General features: G+C 69.5%; 25 protein-coding genes. 12 read left to right on the plus strand and 13 right to left on the minus strand.

The features are described 5' to 3' along the window. Positions 1–5: 5 nt before the first annotated feature. Both MRBLWH11_RS13815 and MRBLWH11_RS13820 read right to left on the minus strand, forming a co-directional pair. A complete protein-coding gene (locus tag MRBLWH11_RS13815) occupies positions 6–680 on the minus strand; it encodes a class I SAM-dependent methyltransferase (RefSeq protein ID WP_341945272.1) in 675 nt (224 codons plus the stop codon). Next, complete coding sequence (locus MRBLWH11_RS13820; protein ID WP_341945273.1) at positions 677–1,693, minus strand: NAD(P)/FAD-dependent oxidoreductase; 1,017 nt, start codon at positions 1,691–1,693, stop codon at positions 677–679. Before MRBLWH11_RS13820 ends, MRBLWH11_RS13815 begins: the two co-directional genes overlap by 4 nt. Positions 1,694–1,760: 67 nt before the next feature. Between MRBLWH11_RS13820 and MRBLWH11_RS13825 the strand changes: the two genes are divergently transcribed. Beyond that, on the plus strand, positions 1,761–2,339 hold the full coding sequence (locus tag MRBLWH11_RS13825) for an XRE family transcriptional regulator (protein ID WP_341945274.1): 579 nt from the start codon (positions 1,761–1,763) through the stop codon (positions 2,337–2,339). Between the two features lie 70 nt (positions 2,340–2,409). On the opposite strand, the gene MRBLWH11_RS13830 is transcribed toward MRBLWH11_RS13825, so the two are convergent. Together MRBLWH11_RS13830 and def are read right to left on the minus strand one after the other, a co-directional pair. Then, on the minus strand, positions 2,410–2,922 hold the full coding sequence (locus MRBLWH11_RS13830; RefSeq protein WP_341945275.1) for a septum formation family protein: 513 nt from the start codon (positions 2,920–2,922) through the stop codon (positions 2,410–2,412). A 132-nt stretch (positions 2,923–3,054) separates the two neighbouring features. Then, a complete protein-coding gene (def, locus tag MRBLWH11_RS13835) occupies positions 3,055–3,621 on the minus strand; it encodes a peptide deformylase (protein WP_116636636.1) in 567 nt (188 codons plus the stop codon). A 43-nt stretch (positions 3,622–3,664) separates the two neighbouring features. Between def and MRBLWH11_RS13840 the strand changes: the two genes are divergently transcribed. Then, positions 3,665–4,750 carry a DMT family transporter gene (locus MRBLWH11_RS13840; RefSeq protein WP_341945276.1) on the plus strand — a complete coding sequence of 362 codons (1,086 nt, stop codon included), beginning with the start codon at positions 3,665–3,667 and terminating at the stop codon, positions 4,748–4,750. A gap of 32 nt (positions 4,751–4,782) precedes the next feature. Here the strand turns inward: MRBLWH11_RS13840 and pgl are convergent, their stop codons facing one another. Genes pgl through tkt form a run of 6 tightly spaced genes read right to left on the minus strand, consistent with a single transcriptional unit; the run spans position 4,783 to position 12,897 of the window. Then, a complete protein-coding gene (pgl, locus tag MRBLWH11_RS13845; RefSeq protein WP_341945277.1) occupies positions 4,783–5,562 on the minus strand; it encodes a 6-phosphogluconolactonase in 780 nt (259 codons plus the stop codon). 5 nt (positions 5,563–5,567) lie between these two features. Beyond that, positions 5,568–6,503 (minus strand): glucose-6-phosphate dehydrogenase assembly protein OpcA, encoded by a 936-nt coding sequence (locus tag MRBLWH11_RS13850; protein ID WP_116637051.1) that lies wholly within the window; start codon positions 6,501–6,503, stop codon positions 5,568–5,570. Beyond that, positions 6,500–8,050, minus strand: a complete 1,551-nt coding sequence (gene zwf / locus MRBLWH11_RS13855) for a glucose-6-phosphate dehydrogenase (protein ID WP_116637050.1) — start codon at positions 8,048–8,050, stop codon at positions 6,500–6,502. Before zwf ends, MRBLWH11_RS13850 begins: the two co-directional genes overlap by 4 nt. Positions 8,051–8,072: 22 nt before the next feature. Then, positions 8,073–9,680: a glucose-6-phosphate isomerase gene (locus MRBLWH11_RS13860; RefSeq protein WP_341945278.1), complete on the minus strand. Its 1,608-nt coding sequence runs from the start codon at positions 9,678–9,680 to the stop codon at positions 8,073–8,075. Next, positions 9,677–10,789, minus strand: a complete 1,113-nt coding sequence (tal, locus tag MRBLWH11_RS13865; protein WP_116637048.1) for a transaldolase — start codon at positions 10,787–10,789, stop codon at positions 9,677–9,679. The genes MRBLWH11_RS13860 and tal overlap by 4 nt, the downstream gene beginning before the upstream one ends. Continuing rightward, positions 10,786–12,897, minus strand: coding sequence for a transketolase (gene tkt, locus MRBLWH11_RS13870; RefSeq protein WP_341945279.1), 2,112 nt, complete (start codon positions 12,895–12,897; stop codon positions 10,786–10,788). The genes tal and tkt overlap by 4 nt, the downstream gene beginning before the upstream one ends. Before the next feature lie 263 nt (positions 12,898–13,160). Here tkt and MRBLWH11_RS13875 point away from each other — a divergent pair, with 263 nt between their 5' ends. Then, positions 13,161–14,066: a heme o synthase gene (locus MRBLWH11_RS13875; RefSeq protein WP_116637052.1), complete on the plus strand. Its 906-nt coding sequence runs from the start codon at positions 13,161–13,163 to the stop codon at positions 14,064–14,066. 80 nt (positions 14,067–14,146) lie between these two features. Here the strand turns inward: MRBLWH11_RS13875 and MRBLWH11_RS13880 are convergent, their stop codons facing one another. Together MRBLWH11_RS13880 and MRBLWH11_RS13885 are read right to left on the minus strand one after the other, a co-directional pair. Continuing rightward, positions 14,147–14,650 (minus strand): hypothetical protein, encoded by a 504-nt coding sequence (locus tag MRBLWH11_RS13880; RefSeq protein ID WP_341945280.1) that lies wholly within the window; start codon positions 14,648–14,650, stop codon positions 14,147–14,149. A 66-nt stretch (positions 14,651–14,716) separates the two neighbouring features. Then, positions 14,717–15,838, minus strand: coding sequence for a COX15/CtaA family protein (locus MRBLWH11_RS13885; protein WP_341945281.1), 1,122 nt, complete (start codon positions 15,836–15,838; stop codon positions 14,717–14,719). 234 nt (positions 15,839–16,072) lie between these two features. On the opposite strand from MRBLWH11_RS13885, the gene sufB reads away from it, so the two are divergent. The 7 genes from sufB to MRBLWH11_RS13920 are packed head-to-tail and all read left to right on the plus strand — an operon-like array spanning position 16,073 to position 22,654. Further along, on the plus strand, positions 16,073–17,491 hold the full coding sequence (gene sufB / locus MRBLWH11_RS13890; protein ID WP_116637045.1) for a Fe-S cluster assembly protein SufB: 1,419 nt from the start codon (positions 16,073–16,075) through the stop codon (positions 17,489–17,491). Further along, positions 17,492–18,697 (plus strand): Fe-S cluster assembly protein SufD, encoded by a 1,206-nt coding sequence (sufD, locus tag MRBLWH11_RS13895; protein WP_341945282.1) that lies wholly within the window; start codon positions 17,492–17,494, stop codon positions 18,695–18,697. It begins immediately after the preceding gene. Beyond that, on the plus strand, positions 18,694–19,020 hold the full coding sequence (locus tag MRBLWH11_RS13900) for a non-heme iron oxygenase ferredoxin subunit (protein WP_116637043.1): 327 nt from the start codon (positions 18,694–18,696) through the stop codon (positions 19,018–19,020). The genes sufD and MRBLWH11_RS13900 overlap by 4 nt, the downstream gene beginning before the upstream one ends. After that, positions 19,021–19,791: a Fe-S cluster assembly ATPase SufC gene (gene sufC / locus MRBLWH11_RS13905; RefSeq protein ID WP_116637042.1), complete on the plus strand. Its 771-nt coding sequence runs from the start codon at positions 19,021–19,023 to the stop codon at positions 19,789–19,791. Positions 19,792–19,800: 9 nt separating this feature from the next. Then, on the plus strand, positions 19,801–20,130 hold the full coding sequence (locus MRBLWH11_RS13910) for a metal-sulfur cluster assembly factor (RefSeq protein WP_116637041.1): 330 nt from the start codon (positions 19,801–19,803) through the stop codon (positions 20,128–20,130). Positions 20,131–20,132: 2 nt separating this feature from the next. Continuing rightward, the gene (locus tag MRBLWH11_RS13915) at positions 20,133–21,287 is read left to right on the plus strand and encodes an aminotransferase class I/II-fold pyridoxal phosphate-dependent enzyme (RefSeq protein WP_341945284.1); all 1,155 of its coding nucleotides are present in this window, start codon (positions 20,133–20,135) and stop codon (positions 21,285–21,287) included. Then, positions 21,284–22,654 (plus strand): MFS transporter, encoded by a 1,371-nt coding sequence (locus MRBLWH11_RS13920; RefSeq protein WP_341945285.1) that lies wholly within the window; start codon positions 21,284–21,286, stop codon positions 22,652–22,654. Before MRBLWH11_RS13915 ends, MRBLWH11_RS13920 begins: the two co-directional genes overlap by 4 nt. Here the strand turns inward: MRBLWH11_RS13920 and MRBLWH11_RS13925 are convergent. Then, complete coding sequence (locus tag MRBLWH11_RS13925; RefSeq protein ID WP_116634794.1) at positions 22,617–23,201, minus strand: TetR family transcriptional regulator; 585 nt, start codon at positions 23,199–23,201, stop codon at positions 22,617–22,619. The genes MRBLWH11_RS13920 and MRBLWH11_RS13925 overlap by 38 nt on opposite strands. An 89-nt stretch (positions 23,202–23,290) precedes the next feature. Here MRBLWH11_RS13925 and MRBLWH11_RS13930 point away from each other — a divergent pair, with 89 nt between their 5' ends. Both MRBLWH11_RS13930 and MRBLWH11_RS13935 read left to right on the plus strand, forming a co-directional pair. After that, positions 23,291–23,989 (plus strand): ABC transporter ATP-binding protein, encoded by a 699-nt coding sequence (locus MRBLWH11_RS13930; protein ID WP_341945286.1) that lies wholly within the window; start codon positions 23,291–23,293, stop codon positions 23,987–23,989. After that, a complete protein-coding gene (locus MRBLWH11_RS13935) occupies positions 23,986–24,579 on the plus strand; it encodes an energy-coupling factor transporter transmembrane protein EcfT (protein ID WP_341945287.1) in 594 nt (197 codons plus the stop codon). The genes MRBLWH11_RS13930 and MRBLWH11_RS13935 overlap by 4 nt, the downstream gene beginning before the upstream one ends. Positions 24,580–24,582: the final 3 nt, after the last annotated feature.

Genomic DNA, 24,582 nt, shown 5'->3' on the forward strand with positions numbered 1-24,582 from the left:
CCTGTTCACGCGACCGCGCCCCGCCTGACCCGCAGTACCGCGTCGACGAGCGTCACCTCGGAACCGTCGCGCCAGATCGCCACCCGGTCGACGAGAGCACTCGTCTCCGTGACCCACCCCTCGGGCAGATCGAGCGACGACAGCACCTCCTCGGCGGTCGGGAGCGGCGGCCCGTCGTGGTCGTGGTGGCTGAGCTTCGACCCCGGCGGGACGGACCCGTGCCCGACGACGAGGAGCCGCCCGCCCGGCGCCACCGCCGATGCCGCGCGCCGCAGCACCGCCTCACGCGGAAGCTCGACCGGGGAGTGCAGGAACGCCGACGTCACGAGGTCGAAGACGGAGGTCGGCTCCCACGTCGAGAGATCGTCGCGGATCCACCGGATCCGGTCGGAGAGCCCCGCACGCTGCGCCTGCGCCTGGCCGACGGAGAGGGCCGTCGCGGAGATGTCGACCGCCGTCACCGTCCATCCGTGCGCGGCGAGCCACAGCGCGTCCCCGCCTTCGCCGCACCCCAGTTCGAGAGCCGTCCCGGGAGTGAGGCCGGTGACCTCGCGCTCCACGGCGGCGTTCACGCGACCGCTCCACACCCGGCCGTGCTCGCCGCGGGTGCTCCGATAGCGCTCCTCCCAGAACTCCGCAGGGTTCGGCGCCGGATCGACCGAGGACTCGGTCTCGCTCACGATGCGACCGCCGCGCTCGCGACCAGCGCCGCCGCCGCAGCGACGTCCTGCGCCACGAGCTCCCCGTTCAGCGCGAGGGCTGCGGCGGCGCCGGACCCGGCGGCGATCGGCACGAGAGCGGCCGGGTTCGCCGCGTTCCCCACGGCCCAGACGCCCTCGACGCTCGTCCGTCCGAGAGCGTCGACGGTCGTCCACGGGCCCATCGGCGTGTCGGAGCGCTCAGCCCCGAGCTGACGCAGTGGCTCGTCGAGTGCGATCAGAGCGGGTTCGGCGAACACGACGTCGACGGGGATCGTGGAGCCGTCGTCCAGACCGAGTCCGGTCAGCTCGCCTGCCGCGGTGATCACCTGGGTGACGGCACGCGTCTCCACGCGCATCCCGCGCGCTTCCAGCACGAGCCGGTCCTCGTCGGGGATGCCGTCGACGAGGCCGGTGAACACCGTGATGTCGTCCGAGTACGCCCTCAGCATGTGGGCCTTGTGGAGTCCGCCGACGGAGGTCGCCAGCACCCCGATCGCGCGCCCTGAGGCCTCGTATCCGTCGCAGTACGGGCAGGCGACGACGCCACGTCCCCACTGTTCGGCCAGTCCGGGGATGTCGGGCAGCACGTCACGTGCGCCGGTCGCGACGATGAGGCGGCGCGCGGTCGCGTGGTCGCCCGCCGCCGTCACGATCTCGAAGCCGTCGGCGATCGCGTGCGCGCTGGCGACACGGGCGTCGACGATCACGCCGTCGACCGCGCGCACCTCCCGGTGGCCGTCGGCGACCAGATCGAGCGGGGAGTAGCCATCGCGACTCAGCACGCCGTGCATATGGGGCGCGAACCGGTTGCGCGGCTCCTGAGCATCGAGCACGAGCACGCGGCGTCGGGCTCGAGCGAGGATGAGCGCGGCGCTCAGTCCGGCTGCGCCTCCGCCGATGACGATGACATCCCAGTGCTCGCCCGAGATCGGGGTGTGCGAGAACTCATCTGGGCGGAGAGTGGATGCGGGGGAAGAGGTGTCGTCGATCATGCGTCCAGCTTCCGCGCCTGATACGCTTTCGGCAACTATTCATGCTGAATCAGCAAAGGATGCCGACGTGCCCGACGAATCCCTGGCCCTCATCGGACCACGTCTGAAGAGCTGGCGCGAGAAACGCAGCCTGACCCTCGCGGACCTCTCCGCGCTCACCGACATCTCCCCGAGCACCCTGTCGCGTCTGGAGGCGGGAAAGCGGGCGCCGAATCTCGAGCTTCTCGTGCCGATCGCGCGAGCGCTCGGTCTCGGTCTCGACGACATCGTGCCGCGCGCGGTCCCCGACCCGCGGGTGTCACGCACGACCAGGGAGGTCGAGGGCATCCGCTACGAGTCGCTCTCGCCGGCATCGAGCCCCGTGCAGACCTACAAGGTCACCTTCCCCGCCCGCCCCGCCGGCATCACCGCCGTGCCTCAGCCGAAGGTGCACGACGGCCAGGAGTGGCTGTACGTGATCTCCGGGCGTCTGCGGCTCGTGCTCGGGGACAAGGACGTGACGCTCGGGCCCGGCGAGGCCGCGGAGTTCGACACACGGGTCCCGCACTGGCTGTCGGCCGCGGGTCTTGGACCGGCCGAGATCGTGTCGATCTTCAGCAAGGACGGCAAGCGCATCCACCTGCGCGCGCGCCCGGCCGCCTCCTGACGCAGAGAGGGCCCCGCCGAACGGCGGGGCCCTCTCTGGAATCGTGCTCAGATCACTGCATGCGTCCGGATCAGCGAGCGGCGCCCGCGAGGGTTCCGGTGACCGGGCCGGCCGGGTCGGAGATCACGCACTGGATCACGCGGTCGTTGAGCTGGTCCCAGGTGTCCTTGGTCGGGGTGATCGGGTAGACGTCGAGGGCCGACTCGTCCCAGACGACGCCGACGAACGTGGTGAACGCGTCGCCGATGCAGCCCTCGGTCGCCGCGTCGACGGCCTCCTCGGAGAACTCGCCGTCCTCCATCGAGAACTCGTGGTAGACCTCTTCGTCGTGCGGCTCCTCGCACGGCACGACGTCGACGGCCTCGATGAGACCCGTCGCGCTGGACATCTTGCAGTCCCCGACCTTCAGCGCGAAGACGTCGATGTTCGCGCTCTCGGTGACCTGACCGGTCTCCTGGTCGCGGTCGGCGTCGCCGGCCCCGCCCCCGAGAATGCTGTTGATGGCGCTACAGCCGCTCAGAGCGATGGAAAGCGCCACCGCGGTACCTGCGAGCATCAGAGCGCGTCGATTGCGCAGTTTCATCATGATTGTGTCCCCTCCACAGAGCCTCTTGGTGCGCGGGCATGCGAAAGAAAGAAGCCCGCCGCGATCACGCTAGCCGCCTCCGAGTCTGTGATGCAACTCCGAGGATGCTGTGATCGCGCTGGGAGCGGATCAGCCCTCGAGGTCGTCGACGCCCGGCATCCAGCTGGCTCCGGGACGACCCCAGCCCCGCTTGCGCGCGATCTTCTGGACTGTCTTCCAGTCGCCGTCGGAGAGGCGGTCGACGTAGAGGACCCCGTCGAGGTGGTCGAACTCGTGCTGCATGATCCGCGCGCGCCAGCCGTCGACGTCGATCGTGACCGGCTGCCCGTCGAGATCGGTCGCCGTGAGGTGAACCCGCTCGGAGCGACGGAGGGGGAATCGCTCCCCGGGGAAGGAGAGGCATCCCTCCGACTCGAGATCGGGGTCGGGATCGCCCGGCTCGATCGGCGCGATCCACAGCACAGGATTGATCAGCACGCCGCGCCAGGGCTGATCGTCATCGTCCACGTACGCGTAGGTGTAGATGCGCAGCGGCACGCCGACCTGCGGTGCGGCGAGACCGACTCCCGGCGCGGCATCCATCGTCTCGAACATGTCGGCGACGAGTGTGCGGATGTCGTCCGTGATCTCCTCGACGGCGGATGCGGGGGAGTGAAGCACGGGGTCGCCCATGATGCGAATCGGAAGTACAGCCACGTCACAACCCTACTGTGCGCGATGTGCCGGGTAGGGTCGTAGTGTGAGCGCTGGGGTGTGGACGAATGCGGCTGAAGAGGTCGGCGAACAGCTCGTCGGCGCCTTCCAGAACCCCGGCCTGCTGCTCGGCATCCCGCTGGCTCTCGCCGGCGCGGTCTTCATGTCGCTCGGCGCGCAGTACCAGCACCGCGGCGTCGAGAAGGTCGAGCGCCTGAGCGGCTCCGACGGCACCACCGGTCTCACCGGCGGCCAGATCAAAGCGCTCCTGACCCGGCCGTCATGGATCCTCGGCACCCTGATGCTCGGGCTCGCGATCGTGTGTCAGCTCGCCGCGCTCGTCAAGGCTCCGCTCATCGTGGTGCAGCCCCTCGGCGCGATCGCGCTTGTGATCACGACGCTTCTGAACGCGCGGATCTCCGGCCATTCGCCGACTCGGAAGTCGGTCACCGCGATCATCTTCTGCGTGGGCGGCATCTTCCTCTTCGTCTTCTTCGCGGCCATCTACGCCACCGAGAAGGAGGTCACCGAACGCGAGCTCTTCGTGATCCTCGCCCTCCTCCTCGTCGTGATCATCGTGCTCGGGGCGTGCTGGCTGATCCTCCGCCACCGCATGCGCGCGCTGTTCTACGTGATCGGCGCCGGCATCCTCTACGGTTTCGTGGCCACGCTCGCGAAGGTCGTCATCAAGCGGATCGAGGCCGGCCAGTTCGAATGGATCACGGCCATCTGCGTGATCGCTCTGCTCGCGGCAGCCTCGGTCGGCGCGTACTTCGTGCAGACCGCCTACAGCTCGGGCCCGCCGGACCTCGTGATCGCCGGGCTCACGGTCGTCGACCCGCTCATCGCGGTCCTGATCGGCATGATCGTTCTCGGCGAGGCCGCTGCGGCGCCGTGGTGGGTGTTCATCATCTTCGGCGTCGCCGGGGCCATCGCGGTCTGGGGCGTCGTCAACCTTGCCCGTTACCACCCGCAGGTGCTGAGCGAGAGTCAGGAGCTCCCGATCGTGCGCGGCAGCGACTCGTCGCCGTCCTCGGTTGCTCCCGAGCTGAGCCAGGAGTCGACGGAGCAGCAGAACCCGTCGGATGCCTGGACGCAGGCCGAGCAGAACCGCCGGCCCGACGCTCCGTAGCGGGCGTTCGGACCGCGCCGGGCCGCGAGGCGTCAGTACGCCTGATCGATGAGGTCGGGGGAGACCTCGGAGGCCGCCGCCTCGTCGACGAAGAACACCGTGCGCTTGCGACCCTTCGCGCCGGCTGCCGGCACGCTCGTGTAGCTCGCGCCGGCCAGCGCCAGCCCGAGGGCGGATGCCTTGTCGGCGCCGGTCAGGACGAGCCAGACGCGCTTGGAGGAGTTCAGGACGGGACGCGTGAGCGTCACCCGCTCGGGCGGAGGCTTCGGCGAGTTGCGCACGGGCAGAGCCGCGGCGTCCGTCACCGTGACCTCGTCGCGATCCGGGAAGAGCGAGGCGATGTGTCCGTCGGGACCGACGCCCAGGAAGCACACGGCGAACGACGGCCAGGGGTGCTCCTTTGTGCCGTACCGCGCGAGCTCGGCGGCGTAGGCGGCGGCGGACTCGTCGAGGGTAAGTCCGCTGTCGGGACCCGCCACCTCGTGCACGTTCTCCGGCGGCACCGGGATGTGATCGAGAAGCGCGTGGCGCGACTGCAGAGAGTTGCGGTCGGGGTCGTCACGCGGGACGAAGCGCTCGTCGCCCCACCAGAAGTGGACCAGCGACCAGTCGATCTCCGACGCACGCGCGTCTTCCGCAGCCGTGCGCAGCACCGCTCCGCCCATCGAACCGCCGGTCAGGGCGATGTGGGCGATCCGGCCGTTCCTCGTGCGCGCGCGGACGCGCGTGAGAAAACGGTCGGCGACCCGGGAGGCGACGGCGGCAGGCGTGGCCTCGACCACCACCCGCTTCTCTGCGGACGAAACCTGCATCGACTTCACTCTCCCGTCTCAGGCGGACCCAGCTTCTCCCAGCCCTCGGTGATCACTCGACCGTACAGGACATCCGGGTCGAGCCGTCGCAGCTCCTCCGCGAGGCACTCCCGCAGCGTTCGCCGCGGCAGGTGCAGATCATGGTTCGGCTGGTCGGGCTGCGTCAGCACCGCGACGCCCGGGGTCGGACGCTCGAGCAGGATGTCGCCCGACGCGCGGGTGAGGCGCACAGACTTGATGCCCTCCTGCCAGTGCTCGGGCTCCTCGTACGACCAGCGCACCGGAACCTCCAGCGCCATCTGCAGCCAGGCCGCGAGCAGTGCCGTGGACGGCGAGGCGGCCGCTCCGCGGACCTCGACATCCGTGATCGACTCGTACGGCGGCTGGTCGAGCACGGCCGCGAGCTGCTCGCGCCAGTGCGTCAGGCGCGTCCAGGCGAGGTCGGTGTCGCCGGGGGCGTGCGTGCGGCCGAGCAGAGCGAGCCGGTCGCGCACGTCGGGCGCGGTGGCGGCATCCGTGATCCGGCGCTGCGCGATGCGGCCGAGGGGCGAGGTGGCGGGAGACTCGGGGGCCTCCTCCGGCCACCAGGCGACCACGGGGGCGTCGGGCAGGAGCAGTCCGGTGAGCAGGCTCTCCTCGTTGCTGGCGGCGTCTCCGAAGGCGCGGAGCACGACGACCTCACTGGCTCCGGCGTCGCCGCCGACGCGGATCTGCGCGTCGAGGCGGGACTCGCCCTCGCCGGTGGTGAGCACGATGACGCGCATCGGGTGCTCGCGGGAGGCGTCGTTGGCCGCGTCGATCGCCGCCTCGGCGACGCCGTTGCGGGCCGAGATGACCAGCGTGAGCACGCGTCCGAGGGCGACGGCTCCGCCGTCCTCGCGCACCTTGACCAGCTGCTTGGCGACCTGGCTGACGGTCGTGTCGGGAAGGTCGATGATCACGGGCGTCTCCAGACTCGTCCGTCGCGGGCCAGCAGGTCGTCGGCGGATGCCGGTCCCCACGAGCCTGGCGCGTACTGCTCGACCGGGCCGCCGACGGCCGCCCAGTACTTCTCCACCGGGTCGAGGATCTTCCAGGAGAGCTCGACCTCCTCGTGCCGCGGGAACAGCGGCGGGTCGCCCAGGAGGACGTCGAGGATCAGTCGCTCGTAGGCCTCGGGGCTGGCCTCGGTGAAGGCGTGTCCGTACCCGAAGTCCATCGTGACGTCGCGCACGTTCGATCCGCTGCCCGGCACCTTCGATCCGAAGCGGATCGTGACGCCCTCGTCGGGCTGCACGCGGATGACCAGGGCGTTCTGCCCCAGCTCCGACGCGTTGCCGCGCCCGAAGAGGTGCTGCGGCGCCCGGTTGAACACCACGGCGATCTCGGTGACGCGACGACCGAGGCGCTTGCCGGTGCGCAGGTAGAACGGCACTCCGGACCAGCGGCGCGTGTCGATCTCGAGCTTGATCGCGGCGTAGGTCTCGGTCGTCGACTCGGGGTTCATCCCGTCCTCGTCGAGGAAGCCGGTGACCTGCTCGCCGCCCTGCCACCCGCCCGCGTACTGCCCGCGTGCGGTCGCCTGGGAGAGGTCCTCCGGCACGTGGACGGCGGCCAGGACCTTCTCCTTCTCGGCGCGCAGGTGCTCGGCCGAGAGACTGATCGGCTCTTCCATCGCGGTGAGGGCCAGCAGCTGGAGCAGGTGGTTCTGGATCACATCGCGCGCCGCGCCGATGCCGTCGTAGTAGCCCGCGCGACCGCCGACGCCGATGTCCTCGGCCATCGTGATCTGCACGTGGTCGACGTAGTTGCGATTCCAGATCGGCTCGTACAGCTCGTTGGCGAAGCGCAGCGCCAGGATGTTCTGCACCGTCTCCTTGCCGAGGTAGTGGTCGATGCGGAAGATCGAGTCGGCCGGGAACGCCACCTCGAGTGCGGCGTTGAGGGCGCGCGCGGACTCGAGGTCGTGTCCGAACGGCTTCTCGATGACGACGCGGCGCCAGTTCTCGTCGTCGTCGGCGTCCTCTCCGACGAGCCCGGACTCCTTCAGCTGCTTCGCGACCAGCGGGAAGTCCTTCGGCGGGATCGACAGGTAGTAGGCGTGGTTGCCCATCGTGCCGCGTTCCACGTCGAGCTTCTCGACCGTCTCGCGGAGCTTGCGGAACGAGTCGGGGTTGTCGAACTCGCCGGAGACGAAACGGATGCCCTGCAGCAGCTGGGTCCAGGTCTCCTCGCGGAACGGCGTGCGCGCATGCTGCTTGACGGCGTCGTAGACGACCTGGGCGAAGTCCTGGTCCTCCCAGTCGCGCCGGGCGAAGCCCACGAGGGCGAAGCCGGGAGGCAGGAGGCCGCGGTTGGCGAGGTCGTACACGGCGGGCATCAGCTTCTTGCGTGACAGATCGCCGGTGACCCCGAAGATCACGAGGGCGCTGGGCCCCGCGATCCGGTTGAGGCGACGATCATCGGGGTCACGCAGCGGGTTGTGCCCGCGCGAGATGGGAACAGACATCGGTGGGGGATTCTCCTGCTGTCTACTTCTGTGCGGCTTCGAAGAGGGTGAGCACGTCGTCCGAGGACTCGGTGATCGTCAGCGAGACGACGGGACGCCCGTGCTCCGCGAGCACGCCCGCGTCGCCGGCGGCCTGCGCCTGGATGAGCTGACCGAACGTGAACGGACGGTCAGGGATCTCGAGATCGACCTCGGTGCGCTCGAGGATCTGGAGGAACACGCCCTGGGCCGGTCCGCCCTTGTGGTACTGGCCGGTCGAGTGCAGGAAGCGGGGTCCCCAGCCGAACGTGGTCGGACGGCCGGAGTCGGCCGCGACGAGCTCGCGGAGGCCCTGGAGCTGCGGGACCTCGAGCCGGTTGACGTATGCCTGGATCGACACGTATCCGTCGGCGGGGAGCTGCGCCCAGAGCGCGTCGAGCACGCCCTCGACCGTCCCGGACGCGGCGAGAGCCGGGTCGGACACGCGCACCTCGACGCCGTTCTCGATGAACGCCGGTGCCGTGGGCTCCGGACGCGCGTCGAGCAGACCGCGCGCGGCGATCTTGGCGGATTCGACGTCGGGCTGGTCGAACGGGTTGATCCGCAGCAGGTGACCGGCGATCGCCGTGGCGTACTCCCAGACGATGAGCTGCGCGCCGAGCGTTCCGCTGACGAGGATCTCGCCGGGGTGACGCTCGTGCAGGTGGAACTCGTTGGCGTCGTCGACCAGACGGACGATCTGCAGGTCGGCGGGCTTCGAGTCGAGCTCGGGGGAGACGGGGAGGAGGACGACCGGGAGGATGCCGGTGCCGTCCTTGCCGGTGGACTCCGCGATGAGCTGCTCGATCCAGTCGGGCAGGCCGTTGATGTGGGTTCCGTCGGTGATCAGGCCGAGCTTGTCGCGGCGCGGGCTGGTCGCTGCGATCGCCGCGCCGAGGCGGAGCGCGGGGTTCTCCGCCGAGTCCACGGCGACCTCGAGAAGCGAGGCCTCGGCCTCGTTCAGCAGCTCGTCGATGTCGACGCCGGCGAGGCCCGCCGGCACGAGGCCGAAGGCGGTGAGGGCGGAGTAGCGTCCGCCCACGTTCGGGTCGGCGTTGAAGACGCGGTAGCCGGCTTCTCGCGCCGAGGCGTCGAGCGGCGAGCCCGGGTCGGTCACGACGACGATGCGCTCGGTCGGGTCGATGCCCAGATCGCGGAACGCCGCCTCGAACGTGCGGCGCTGCGAGTCGGTCTCGACCGTGGAGCCCGACTTCGACGAGACGACGAGCGCGGTGTCGGCGAGGCCCTCGTCGAGGGCGGCGAGCACCTGGCCGGGTGCGGTGGAGTCGAGGATCGTCAGCGGCACGCCGGCCGTCTGCGCGATGACCTCGGGGGCGAGCGACGATCCGCCCATGCCGGCGAGCACGACGCGCGTGACGCCCTTGGCGTGCAGCTCGGAGCGGAGGGCCGTGATCTCGGCGACCAGCGGGCGGGAGATCGAGACGGCCTCGACCCAGCCGAGCCGGATGGCAGCCTCGGCCTCGGCCGCGGCGCCCCAGAGCGTCGGGTCGCCGTTGGTGATGCGCGACGCGACGAGGTCGTGGACGAGTCCGGGGACCGTCTCGTCGATCGCGGCGCGTGCCGCACCCGACGTGTGGATCGAGAACGTCATCGCTGGGCCTCCAGGCCCTCGGCGACCTGGCTGAGCAGGTCGTGCCACGAGTCGATGAACTTCGCGACGCCCTCGTCCTCGAGCACCTGGGTGACGTCGTCGAAGTCGATGCCGACCTCGGCGAGCCCGGCGAAGACGGCGCGGGCGTCGTCGTAGCCGCCGGTGATCGTGTCGCCCGTGACGACGCCGTGGTCGAACGTGGCCTCGAGGGTCTTCTCGGGCATGGTGTTCACGACACCCGGCGCGACGAGCTCGGTCACGTAGAGCGTGTCGGGGAGCGCGGGGTCCTTGACGCCGGTCGACGCCCAGAGCGGACGCTGCGCGTTGGCACCCGCGTCGAGGAGCGCCTTGGCACGGTCGCCGGCGAACGTCTGCTCGAAGAGCTCGTAGGCGAGGCGCGCGTTGGCCAGGCCCGCCTTGCTCTTGAGAGCCTCGGCGGCGTCGGTTCCGATCGCGGAGAGACGCTTGTCGGTCTCGGTGTCGACGCGCGAGACGAAGAACGAGGCGACCGAGTGGATCGTCGAGAGGTCGATGCCGGCGGCCTTGGCCGTCTCGAGACCGGTGAGGTACGCGTCGATGACCGCCGCGTAACGCTCGAGGCTGAAGATCAGGGTGACGTTCACGCTGATCCCGGCCCCGATCGCCTCGGCGATGGCGGGAAGCCCGGCCTTCGTCGCCGGGATCTTGACGAGCAGGTTCGGCCGATCGATCTTGGCCCACAGCTCCTTGGCCTGCGCCACGGTCCCGGCCGTGTCGTGGGCGAGGTCGGGGGAGACCTCGATCGACACGCGTCCGTCGACGTGGTCCGACTTCTCCCAGACGGGACGGAACACGTCGAGCGCGGCGGCGACATCCTGCGTGGTCGCCGCGAAGACGGCCTCTTCCGCGGTGGCACCGGACGCGGCGAGCTCGGTGACCTGCGCGTCGTACGAGGTGTTGTTCTTGTCGGTGATCGCGTTGGCGAAGATCGTCGGGTTCGTGGTGACACCGACGACGTTGCGGGACTCGATCAGCTCGGCGAGGTTGCCGGAGGAGATGCGGGTGCGAGACAGGTCGTCGAGCCAGATGCTGACACCTGCGGCGGCGAGCTCTGCGGTGGGGGTGCTCATGCGTTCTCCTTGGTGCTGTTTGCGGCGATGGTCTCGCGTGCGGCCGCGATGACGGCCTCGGTGGTGATGCCGAACTTCTCGAACAGGGTCTTGTAGTCGGCGGAGGCGCCGAAGTGGTCGATGCCGACAGAGCGTCCGCGGTCGCCGACGATCCCGCGCCAGCTGAGCACGGAGCCCGCCTCGACCGAGACGCGGGCGGTGACGGAGGCCGGGAGCACGCTCTCGCGGTACGCCTCGTCCTGCTCGTCGAACCACTCCAGCGACGGAGCGGAGACCACGCGCACGTTGACGCCCTCGGCGGCGAGGGCCTCGCGGGCGTTGACGGCCAGCTGCACCTCGGATCCGGTGGCGATGATGATGACGTCAGGGGTGCCGTTCGGCGCCTCGGCCAGCACGTACGCGCCCTTGACGGCGTTCTCGGCCGACGCGAACTGGTCACCGGATGCCGCGCCGTTCCCGCGCTCGAACACCGGGATGTTCTGGCGGGTCAGGGCGATGCCCGTCGGACCCTCGTGACGGCGGAGGATCTCGAGCCAGGTGACCGAGGTCTCGTTGGCGTCGGCGGGGCGCACGACCGCGAAGTTCGGGATCGCGCGGAGCGTCGCGAGCTGCTCGACCGGCTGGTGGGTCGGGCCGTCCTCACCGAGGGCGACGGAGTCGTGGGTCCAGACGAAGATGCTCGGGACGTTCATCAGGGCGGCCAGACGCACCGACGGGCGCATGTAGTCGCTGAAGATGAGGAAGGTGCCGCCGAACGCACGGGTCGGACCGTGCAGCACGATGCCGTTGACGATCGCGCCCATGGCGTGCTCGCGGATGCCGAAGTGCAGCACGCGGCCGTAGGGGTTGCCGGACCATTCGTGGGTCGACCACTCGGCGGGGATGAAGGACGGCGCGTTCTTGATGGTGGTGAGGTTCGACTCGGCGAGGTCGGCGGAACCGCCCCACAGCTCGGGGAGCTCGGCGGCGAGGGCGTTGATCACCTGGCCGGATGCGGCGCGCGTCGAGACCTCCTTGCCGCCTTCGAACACCGGGAGGGCCTCGCCGATGCCGGCGGGCAGCTCCTGCGCCTCGAGCCGGTCGAGCAGGGCCTTCTTCTCGGGGTTCGCTGCGGCCCAGGCGTCGAACGACTTCTGCCAGTCGGCGCGCGCCTCGGCGGCGCGGCCGGCCAGACCGCGCGTGTGCGCGATCACGTCGTCGGCGACGACGAAGTTCTGCTCGGGGTCGAAGCCGAGGACCTTCTTCGTCGCGGCGAGCTCGTCGGCGCCCAGGGCGGAACCGTGGATCTTGCCGGAGTTCTGCTTGCCGGGCGACGGCCAGCCGATGATCGTCTTGAGGATGATGAGCGAGGGCTTCGCGGTCTCGCCCTTCGCGGCCTCGATCGCGGCGTAGAGCTCGGCGACGTCTTCGACGTACTCGCCGGTCTTCTTCCAGTCGACGACCTGCACCTGCCAGCCGTAGGCCTCGTAGCGCTTCGCGACGTCCTCGGTGAAGGCGACGTTGGTGTCGTCCTCGATCGAGATCTGGTTGGAGTCGTAGATCGCGATGAGGTTGCCGAGCTGCTGGTGGCCGGCGAGCGAGGAGGCCTCGCTGGTGACGCCCTCCTGCAGGTCGCCGTCGCCGGCGATCACGTACACGAAGTGGTCGAACGGGCTCGTGCCGGCCGCGGCATCCGGGTCGAAGAGGCCGCGCTCGTACCGGGAGGCGTAGGCGAAGCCCACGGCGGAGGCGAGTCCCTGGCCGAGCGGGCCGGTGGTGATCTCGACGCCCTTGGTGTGGCCGTACTCCGGGTGGCCCGGCGTGAGCGAGCCCCAGGTGCGGAGCGCCTTCAGGTCGTCGAGCTCGAGCCCGAAGCCGCCGAGGTAGAGCTCGACGTACTGCGTGAGAGACGAGTGACCCGCCGAGAGGATGAACCGGTCGCGACCGAGCCAGTCGACATCGGTCGGGTCGTGACGGAGCACGCGCTGGTAGAGGAGGTACGCCGCGGGAGCGAGGCTCATCGCGGTGCCGGGGTGACCGTTGCCGACCTTCTCGACGGCGTCCGCCGCCAGGATCCGCGCGGTGTCCACCGCGCGCCGATCGATCTCATCCCACTGCAATTCCGACACGGTGAAGCCCTTCTCCGACAGTTCGAGAGCACCCGGGAAGCAGAATCGCGGTCCGCATCGTTACGGAAGAGGTGGATGAAGCGCCGGGCGCGCGAGTCTTTTCAGCATAGCCCCGTAGGTCGCCCCGTTACCCCCTTTTACGACGCTTCACATGGGGCGGAGAGCGGGTGTGAGAACGGCCGCGGGCGAGGCGCGCGGCCGGTGTGCCATAGACTGGAAGGGCTGTCGTGACGCGTGCGGAGGAGGCGATCGAGATCTCGACGATGTCTGATCAGACCGTTGTGAGGAAATCCATCGGTCGCACCGTGAAGGCGTACGTCGCCCTCACCAAACCGCGCGTCCTCGAGCTGCTGCTGGTGTCCACCGTTCCGGTGATGTTCCTCGCTCAGGGCGGACTCCCGAACATGTGGCTCGTGCTCGCCACCGTCATCGGCGGGTCCCTGAGCGCCGGCTCCGCCGCCGCGTTCAACATGTACCTCGATCGGGACATCGACGCGCACATGCACCGCACCGAGAACCGGCCGCTCGTGACGGGCGAGGTCAGCCCGCGCGGGGCGCTGATCTTCTCGTGGACGCTCGCCGTGACGTCGACGGTCTGGCTGTGGCTCACCACGAACTGGCTCGCCGCGACCCTGTCGGCGGTCGCCATCTTCTTCTACGTCGTGATCTACACGATGATCCTCAAGCGCCGCACCGAGCAGAACATCATCTGGGGCGGCATCGCGGGATGCTTCCCGGTGCTCATCGGCTGGTCCGCCGTGACCGGTTCGCTCGACTGGCCGGCCTTCATCCTCTTCCTGCTCGTCTTCCTCTGGACGCCGCCGCACTACTGGCCGCTGTCGATGAAGTACAAGGGCGACTACGAGGACGTCGACGTGCCGATGCTCGGCGTGACGCGCAACGCCTCGCAGGTCGGACTCCAGGTCATCCTGTACGCCTGGGCGACCGTGGCGTGCTCGCTGCTGCTCGTCCCGATCGCGGACATGGGGCTCGTCTACACCGTGTCGGCGCTCGTGTTCGGCGGATGGTTCATCTACGAGTCGCACCGCCTGTACAACCGGGCCGTCCACGGCACCGAGGCTCGGCCGATGCGCGTGTTCCACGCGTCGATCACGTACCTGACCCTGATCTTCGTCGCCGTCGCGCTCGACCCGCTGCTGCCTTTCTGAACCGGCTTCCCGGCTGAGGCCACTGCCGCAGACGACGGAGCGGCGCCGATCGCTCGACGCCGCTCCGGTCCTGCGCTCGATCAGCGCGTGACGGCGGGCGCCGTCTCCTCGGCGTCCGTCTCGGTGTCGGAGGGGTCGGTGGCGGAGGGGTCGGTGTCGACAGACACGGCGTCCGCGTCGGCCGTGGCGGTGTCGGTGTCGACGGGCTCTGCGTCGTGAGAGGCTCCGACCGAGCCCTCGACGGTCGTGGACGTCGTCTCGATCGGGGCGTCCTTCTCGGTGGGTTCCGCCGTCCAGTCGATCGCCTCGACGACCGCAGGGGCGGGAGCCGGAACGAGCGACCGCGCGGCGACGAGTCCCAGGCTGAGCAGGATCCCGACGATCCCGGCGGCGAGCACACCGGCGCCCACGACGACGAGGGACTGCCCGACGTAGACCTCGACGCCCGTGGCGGTGCCGGCGAGCAGCGTGGTCGTCATCGTGCCGATCTGGCCGGCGATGAGCCAGCCGCCGACTGCCGTCGTGGCGAGGGACACGACCAGGAGCAGCCAGAATCCGATGCTTCGTGTGAGTGAGGTGTTCATGCGGGCCACGATTCCCGATGCGCTGATGAGACGCCGATGCGGGTCCTATGGATCGCCTGTGCGGGGTCAGTCCTCCGCGGCGACCGGTCGCTTCAGATGCAGCACGACGACCGTGTATGCGGCGGCCGACAGGGAGGCGAGCACCATGTGGATGCCGACCAGCAGGGGAGGGAGGCCTTCGCGGGCCTGCAGGACGCCGACGCCGACCTGCACGGCGATCGCGATGACGAGCACGAGCAGCCAGCGTCGCGGCTCCAGGCGGAGCGACCACGCAGCGATCGTCAGCACGAGGACGAGCCCGGCCAGGATGTACCCCGGCCACGAGTGCACGTGCGCGAGCACCGTCGCGTCGAAGCCGTGCCGGAAGACATCGGCGTCGCCGGAGTGGGGCCCCGAACCGGTGGTCAGCACCCCGAAGACGATCGTCACGGCCAGCGCGAGGCCGGTGACGTGGCTGAGGATCGCGAACCACGTCGGCACGGCGCGCTCGCGCGGCCCGGGAGCGGCGTACAGACGCACGAGGAAGGCGGCGGTGACGCACACGAGCAGGAGCGACGACGTGTAGTGGAAGCCGACGATGAACGGGTTCAGGCCCGTGAGCACCGTGATGCCGCCGACCAGCGCCTGTGCGACGACGCCGATGAGGACGACCCAGGCGAGTGCGACCAGATCGCGGCGCGTCGGAGTCGTGGTGATCGATCGCACGGCCGCCACCACGACCGCGAGCAGCAGGACGCCCAGAGCCACGGGAGCGGCCGGGATGTGGAACGGAGAAGCGAGGGCGTACGCGGCACCGGCGGCGACGATGCCTGCGGCGGCGAACTTGAGCGAGGTCGCGAGCGCGCGCCTCCCGCCCGTGTGATGCAGCACGAGGAGGACGACGAGCAGCGCGATGATGCCCACGACTCCCGTCATCAGACGGTTGCCGAACTCGATCAGACCGTGGACGCCCTGATCGGCGTAGATCGGCACGAGCGACTCCGGGGTGCACAGCGGCCACTCCGAGCATCCGAGTCCCGACCCGGTGAGGCGCACGGCGCCGCCGGTGCCGATGATGATGGTCTCGGTCACGAAGGACAGCCAGGCCAGGATCCGAAGCGCACGCCCCCAGACGGCGGGTCGCGTGCCTGTCGCGCCCGGACCGTCGCCGGTCTTCGCGATGGCGGCGGGGATCTTCGTGTCGGGCATGGGTCCTCCGGACCGGGCTGACTCGGCGGGCACGGCCCGGTTGTCAGGCGAAACCTGTAGAATCGGATTGTTGCGATGAGCGCTGACAGCGCTGAAGCATCGACAACAGTTTAGGCGCGAAGAATGCGCCGGTGATGAGGGCCCAACCAACGGCACACACTCCCGCAGACTCGACGGGGATCACGTGTGCCGGGGCGGATGACACCGTTTCGGGACCTGTGAGGAGAGTATGAGATGTCGGATGTGCTGATCGACCGCCCAGAGCTGGACAGCCTGGGGGTGTACGAGTTCGGCTGGCACGATGAGGATGCCGCCGGAGCCATTGCGAAACGCGGGATCTCCGAAGAGGTGGTCCGCGGCATCTCGGGACTCAAGCACGAGCCCGAATGGATGCTGAAGACCCGTCTCAAGGGATACCAGCTCTTCGGCAAGAAGCCGATGCCGACCTGGGGTGCAGACCTCAGCGAGATCGACTTCGACAACATCAAGTACTTCGTGCGCTCGACCGAGAAGCAGGCGCAGTCCTGGGAAGACCTCCCGGCTGAGATCCGCGAGACCTACGAGCGCCTCGGCATCCCCGAGGCCGAGCGTCAGCGCCTCGTCGCGGGCGTCGCCGCGCAGTACGAGTCCGAGGTCGTGTACCACCAGATCCGCGAGGACCTGGAGGAGCAGGGCGTCATCTTCATGGACACCGACACGGCCCTCCGTGAGCACCCCGAGTTCTTCGAGGAATACTTCGGAACCGTCATCCCGGCCGGCGACAACAAGTTCGCCGCGCTGAACACCGCCGTCTGGTCGGGAGGCTCGTTCGTCTACGTCCCCAAGGGCGTGCACGTCGAGATCCCGCTGCAGGCCTACTTCCGGATCAACACCGAGAACATGGGCCAGTTCGAGCGGACCCTGATCATCGCCGACGAGGACAGCTACGTCCACTACATCGAGGGCTGCACCGCCCCGATCTACAAGTCGGACTCGCTGCACTCGGCCGTGGTCGAGATCATCGTGAAGAAGAACGCCCGCGTGCGTTACACGACGATCCAGAACTGGTCGAACAACGTCTACAACCTCGTCACCAAGCGTGCCGTCGCCCACGAGGGCGCGACCATGGAGTGGGTCGACGGCAACATCGGCTCCAAGGTGACGATGAAGTACCCGTCGATCTACCTGATGGGCGAGCACGCCAAGGGCGAGACGCTCTCCGTCGCCTTCGCCGGCCCCGGCCAGCACCAGGACGCCGGCGCGAAGATGATCCACATGGCTCCGTACACGCAGTCGTCGATCGTCTCGAAGTCGATCGCCCGCGGCGGCGGACGCGCCGGGTACCGCGGCGAGGTCCGCGTGGATGCCAACGCGCATCACTCCGCGAACACGGTGCGCTGCGACGCGCTCCTGGTCGACACGAAGTCCCGCTCGGACACCTACCCGGCGATCGACATCCGCGTCGATGACGTGCAGCTCGGCCACGAGGCCACGGTCTCGAAGGTCAGCGAGGAGCAGCTGTTCTACCTGCAGTCCCGAGGCATGCCCGAGGACGAGGCGATGGCGATGATCGTGCGCGGCTTCATCGAGCCGATCGCGCGCGAACTGCCGATGGAGTACGCGATGGAGTTGAACAAGCTCATCGAGATGGGCATGGAAGGCAGTGTCGGCTAGATGACGGCTCAGGCTACGGCGTCCGCAGGGACGCAGGATACGAACGCGCACATCGACCCGGCAGCGCAGGTCGCCGCCGCGGGCTTCGTCCCGGTGCAGACCCGCTCCGAGCGGCCGCACTCCTTCGAGCCCGCCGACTTCGGCGCGCCGACGGGGCGCGAGGTCAACTGGAAGCACACGCCCGTCGCGAAGCTGGCGCCGCTGTTCGCGGTGGCGTCGCCGAACGACGGCGTCCGCTACGACTTCAGCGCGGGGGAGCAGTACGTCTCGACCCCGCTCGCGGCCGGTGACGCTCCGCGCGGCGAGGTCTTCCTCGCCGAGGACGTGACGGCGGCGGTCGCCTGGCAGGGTGCCGCCGAGGCGCTCCACGTGCGGATCCCGCGCGAGGAGGAGGTGGCGGAGCCCGTCTTCGTCTCGATCACGGGTCTCGGCGCCGATCGCCGGGCCGATGCGCACATCGTCATCGAGGCTCTCGAGCACAGCTCGGCGACCGTCGTGCTCCAGCACTCCGGCTCGGCGCAGTACGCGCAGAACGTCGAGATCATCGTCCGCGACGGCGCGAAGCTCACGGTCATCAGCCTGCAGCAGTGGCAGGACGACGCCGTGCACGCGTCCGCCCACCAGGCCCGCGTCGGAGCGGATGCGACTCTCAAGCACTTCGTCGTCAGCTTCGGCGGCGGCGTTGTCCGGGTCAATCCGAACGTCGAGCTCGCCGGTGCCGGCTCCGAGGGGTATCTCTACGGCCTCTCCTACGCGGATGCCGGACAGCACCTCGAGAGCCAGGTGTACCTGCACCACAAGGGACCGCACACCAAGGGCGACGTGCTCTACAAGGGCGCCCTCCAGGGTGCCGGAGCGCACAGCGTCTGGATCGGCGACGTGCTGATCGGCGCCGATGCCAACGGCACCGACTCCTACGAGGCGAACCGCAATCTGGTGCTCACCGAGGGCGCACGCGCCGACTCGATCCCGAACCTCGAGATCGAGACCGGCGACATCCTCGGCGCCGGACACGCGAGTGCCACCGGTCGCTTCGACGACGAGCAGCTGTTCTACCTGCAGGCGCGCGGCATCTCCGAGGAGGAGGCGCGCCGACTGGTCGTGCTCGGCTTCCTGACCGACATCGTGCAGCGCCTCGGCATCCCGGCTCTGGAGACCGAGCTGCTCGACGCGATCGAGGTCGAGCTCGCGGCGGTCGACGCATGACCGCCGAGCGCGTGTGCGGCGTCGCCGACCTCGAGCAGGACACGCCGCTGCGCGTCGATCCCGCCGGCGTGCCGATCACGGTGATCAAGGACGGCGACGGCGTCATCCACGCCATCGGCGACGTCTGCACCCATGGCGACATCTCGCTCTCCGAGGGCTTCGTCGAAGGTGACACGGTGGAGTGCTGGGCCCATGGCTCCGCCTTCTCGCTGCTCACCGGCAAGCCCCAGAACCTCCCCGCTTATGAGCCCGTCCCGGTCTACGTCGTCGAGATCGACGGCGACGACGTGCTCATCGACCCGACCGTGACGAAGGAAGTCTGAATGTCTGTTCTCGAGATCCGCGACCTGTTTGTGACGGTCGAGACCGAGTCGGGGACCACCCCGATCCTCAACGGAATCACCCTCACCATGAACACCGGTGAGACGCACGCGATCATGGGCCCCAACGGCTCGGGCAAGTCGACGCTCGCCTACACGATCGCCGGGCACCCCAAGTACACCGTGACCTCCGGTTCCATCACCTTCGACGGTGAGGACGTGCTCGCGATGAGCGTCGACGAGCGCGCCCGTGCGGGTCTGTTCCTCGCGATGCAGTACCCGGTGGAGATCCCCGGCGTCACCGTGACGAACTTCCTGCGTACGGCCAAGACGGCTCTCGACGGCGAGGCGCCGGCGATCCGCGGCTGGACCAAGGACGTCAAGGCGGCCATGTCCAACCTGCGCATGGACCCGAAGTTCGCGCAGCGCAACGTCAACGAGGGGTTCTCGGGCGGCGAGAAGAAGCGCCACGAGATCCTGCAGCTCGAGGTGCTCAAGCCGAAGTTCGCGATCCTCGACGAGACCGACTCCGGCCTCGACGTCGACGCGCTGAAGATCGTCTCCGAGGGTGTCAACCGCGCCAAGGAGAACACCGGCCTCGGTGTGCTGCTCATCACGCACTACACCCGCATCCTCCGCTACATCCGTCCGGACTACGTGCACGTCGTCGTCGCCGGGAAGATCGTCGAAGAGGGCGGACCCGAGCTCGCCGACCGGCTCGAGGACGAGGGATACGACCGTTTCCTCGACCCCGCCGCCCCCATCGAGGCGTAGGCTGGCCGCATGACCGCGACGCTCACCGACCAGAAGTACGACGAGGTCACCGAGGCCCTGAAAGACGTCATGGATCCCGAGCTCGGGATCAACGTCGTCGACCTCGGTCTGATCTACGACCTCGCCTGGGATGACGAGAACGACGCTCTCGTCATCCACATGACGCTCACGAGCGCGGGCTGCCCCCTGACCGACGTCCTCGAGGAGCAGACCGCCGAGGCGCTGGACAACGTCGTGGATCGCTTCCGCATCAACTGGGTGTGGATGCCGCCGTGGGGCCCGGAGAAGATCACCGATGACGGTCGCGACATGATGCGCGCCCTCGGCTTCGCGATCTAGGAATGCTCCGGGTCACGGCCCTGCCCCTGGCAGAGCTCCGCGAGCGCAGCAGTGAGAAGTGGCGGGAGTACCCCGCCGACGTCCTGCCGCTGTTCGTCGCGGAGACCGACTTCCCGCTGGCACCCGCCATCACGGCGGCGCTGCAGCGCGCCGTCGAGATCGGCGACACCGGGTATGTGGCCTCGCGGACGCCGCTCGCCGAGTCGTTCGCCGCGTTCGCCGGGCGTCGCTACGGGTGGGAGCCCGACCCTGCCCGCATGCGGAGCACGGCTGATGTGAGCATGGGGATCGTGGAGGTCCTCCGCCGCGTCACACAGCCCGGCGACCGTGTCGTCGTCACGCCTCCGGTCTATCCGCCGTTCTACGAGCTCGTCGCCGAGGCCGGTGCGGAGGTCATCCGCGTTCCGCTGCGGGACACCGGGACGACGTGGGAGCTCGACCTCGACGGCATCCGCGCTGCCTTCGAAGACGGTGCGACCGCGATCCTGCTCTGCAACCCGCACAACCCGACCGGCACGGTGCACGACCGCGACGCGCTGACCGCTCTCGCCGAGATCGCGGAGGAGTTCGGTGCCGTGGTCGTCTCCGACGAGATCCACGGCCCGCTGGCGCAGCCGGGGACGGGGTTCACGCCGTTCCTGACGGCGGGTGACGCGGCACAGCGCGTCGGCTATGCGGTCGTGAGTGCGAGCAAGGCGTTCAATCTCGCCGGGCTCAAGTGCGCCCTGATGGTCACCGCCGACGATGCGACGACCTCTGTCGTGCGCAGCCTCCCGGTCGAGGTCGAGTGGCGCACGGGGCAGTTCGGCCTCCTCGCCGCGGTGGCCGCGTTCTCCGAGGAGAGCGACGAATGGCTCGACGGGCTCCTGCGCACGCTCGACGAGAACCGCGTGCTCCTGGAGGATCTCCTCGCTGCGCGTCTGCCCGGCGCGCGCTACCGCATCCCCGACGCCGGATACCTCGCCTGGATCGACCTGTCGGCGCTGGAGTGGGGCGAGAACCCCGCGCGACGCATCCTGAAGGACGCCAGGGTCGCACTGCACTTCGGCCCGGCCTTCGGCGCGGAGGGCGCCGGCCACGTGCGCCTGAACTTCGGAACCAGTCCCGAGATCATCACCGAGGCCATCGAGCGCATCGCGGCGCTCGTCGGCCGATGACGCCGGAGGGGACCGTCGCATCGATCTGGGATCGCGATCGCATCTGGGTGACACTCGGAGCGGTCGCCCTGATCTTCCTCGCGGCGATCGAGGCCCTCGCAGTCACGACCGTCATGCCCGTGGTCAGCGAAGCACTCGACGGACAATCGCTCTACGCTGTCGCGTTCGCCGGCACCCTGGCGACGAGCGTGATCGGCATGGTCGCGGCCGGAGCCTGGTCCGACGCGCGCGGGCCGCGCGGCGCCCTCTACGTCGCTGTGACGCTTTTCGTCGTCGGCCTCCTCATCTCGGGCCTCGCGACGACCATGCACCAGTTCCTCGTCGGCCGGCTCGTGCAGGGACTCGGAACAGGCGGTCAGACCGTCGCGCTCTACGTCGTGGTGGCCCGGCTGTACCCCGCGCATCTGCACGGCCGCATCTTCGCGGCGTTCGCCGCGGCGTGGGTGGTGCCCTCCATGATCGGTCCGTTCCTCGCCGGTGCCGTCGCGGAGTACCTGGACTGGCGCTGGGCGTTCCTCGGCGTCGCGGTGCTGACAGCGGCGGCCTTCCTGATGATCGCGGTGCGTCTCCGCGGCGTCGATCTCGGTCACGGCGAGCCTCAGGACGGGCGCGCACTGATCACCCGACTGCTGCTCGCGGTCGTGGTCGCCGTGCTCGCCGTGGTGATCGGTTTCTCGGCCGACATGGATCCCGTCGTCGGGTGGCCCGTCGCGCTCGGCGCGGTCGTCGTGATCGCCTTCGCCGTGCTCCCGCTGGTGCCGCGTCGCACGCTTCGCGCCGGACCCGGACTGCCGAGCGTCGTGCTCATGCGCGGTATCGCCGCGGGAGCGTTCTTCGCAGCCGAGGCGTACATCCCGTATCTGCTGATGGAGCGGTACGCGTTCACGGCCACCTGGGCCGGTGTCGCGCTGATGCTGGCCGCGTTCGCCTGGGCGGGGGCATCCGCGCTGCAGGGGCGCTACGGGGAGCGCCTCGGAAACCACCGCATCACCCTGATCAGTCTCGGCCTGATCCTCGTGGCGATGGTGTGCGTGCTCGTCGCTGCGCTGACGGGTATCACGCCGGTCGTCGTGATCGTCGGCTGGGCGTTCGCCGGGGGAGGGATGGGCCTGCTGTACCCCCGCCTGACGGTGCTCACACTTGCATACTCCGACGAGACCAATCAGGGGTTCAACTCCTCCGCGCTGTCGATCTCGGATGCCACGGGATCAGCGGTGGCCATCGCCCTCGCAGGACTCGGCGTCGCGACGCTCGGCGGCGGGGCGGGTGCCTTCGGGGCTGTCTTCGCCTTCGGGATCGCGCTCGTGCTGCTCGCGGTGGTTCCCGGGCTCAGGCTCGGTCACGCGGCGGAGTCGCCGCAGCGCTGACCTCCCCGGCGAGGGCGGTGACGCCGAGATCAAAGACGCGGTCCAGTCCCGCGGTCACGTCGGTCTCGTCCCCGCCGAGCAGGGCGCCGTGGCTGTCGGCGTGCATGCGCTGCTGCACGAGCGTGGCGTGTCCGAGGACGAAGTGCAGGATCGCAACAGCGCGCTGCTCGGCATCCGTCGCGCCCTCGCTCTCGAGGGCTCTCATGAGGGCGGACTGCGCCGGAGACGAGCCGAGCCGGAGGGCGTAGGTGCTGAGGACGAGCTCCGCGCCGTCGCGGTGGGCGAAGAGCGCGTCGCGGATGCCCCGGGCCGTCGCGAGAACGTCGGACCCGCCGCCCGGGATGACGGCGGTGATCCGATCGGCGAGATCGGCGAGGAGCTCCTGCTTGCTGGCGAAGTGCCAGTACAGGGCGCTGGGCTGCACGTCGAGTCGTCCGGCGATGCGCCGCATGGAGAGATCGGCGAGACCCACCTCGTCGAGCAGAGCGAGAGCCGTACGCGCGACGCTCTCACGGTCATGCCGTGCCGGATTGGGTTCGGGGGTCATGCTCTCACTATAGTGAACAGCGTTCAGGTGAACGGTGTTCAGGTGATGCCCGCGTCGAGCGCGGTGCGCTGTGGAGGAGGGGACCGCGGATGACGGAGAGCGTGACGACGGCGATCGCGGAGATCTCGGTCGATCGTGTGTCGGTCGAGTTCGACGGTCGCGCCGTGCTCGACGACGTGACGGTGGAACTCACGGCGCCCACCATCGCCGTGATCGGAGCGAACGGCTCGGGCAAGTCGACGTTCGCACGTCTGCTCAACGGACTCGTCGCCCCCACCGCCGGGCGGGTGACCGTGGACGGGCTCGATACGGTTCGCGACCGTGCGCAGGTGCGCCGTCGTGTCGGCTTCGTGTTCGCCAACCCGGATGCACAGATCCTCATGCCCACCCCCGCGGAGGACCTCGCGCTCTCGCTCCGCGGAACGCCACGAGATCAGGCCGCGCTGCGCGTCAGGGAGACCCTCGCCGCACACGGACTCGCCGGCCATGCCGATGTCCCGGCGTCGGCGCTGTCCGGCGGGCAGAAGCAGATGCTCGCCCTGGCATCGGTCCTCATCACGGAGCCCCGACTGATCGTGGCGGACGAGCCGACCACGCTCCTCGATCTGCGGAACGCGCGCCGGATCGGGGATCTGCTTCTCGCGCAGTCGGCGCAGGTCGTGCTCGTGACCCATGATCTCGAACTGGCCGCCCGGTGCCACACGGCCGTGCTCTTCGAGGAGGGGCGCGTGATCGCGTCCGGCGCCCCGAAGGACGTCATCGAGGCGTATCGCCGAGGCTGCGGATGATCTCGCTGCATCGACCGGGCTCGAGCCTTCTCCACCGTGCGCCGGCCGGCGCGAAGCTCGGCATCCTCGCGGTGTCCGCGCTGGCGCTCTCGCTGTATCCGCATGACCCGCTGAGCATCGGCATCGCTCTGCTCGTGTCGTTCGGACTGTACGGCGTCGCCGGCTTCGGGCCTCGCGTCCTCGCCGCCGAGCTCTGGCGTCTGCGGTGGATCGTCCTGGTGCTCGCTGCCGCGCTGGCGATCTTCGTGTCGCCGGCCGCGGCCTGGATCAGCACCGGCCGTGTCATCGCGCTCCTGCTGCTGGCGAGCCTCCTGACGCTCACCACGCCGATGTCCGCGCTTCTCGACGTCCTGCGTCGGCTCCTGCATCCGCTCCGCCGTCTCGGCGTCGACCCGGATGCTGTGGCGATGACGATCTCGCTCACGCTCACGATGATCCCGGTGGTCGCGGGGTTCGCCGAGCGCGTGCGCGAGGCGGGGCAGGCGCGCGGGGTGCGACTCGGGCCGCGCGCGATCGTTCCGATGCTCGTGCTCGCCCTCCGGCATGCCGACGATGTCGGCGACGCGCTGGCGGCTCGCGGCATCGCCTGACTT

It is taken from the genome of Microbacterium sp. LWH11-1.2, assembly GCF_038397745.1.
GTDB lineage: Bacteria > Actinomycetota > Actinomycetes > Actinomycetales > Microbacteriaceae > Microbacterium.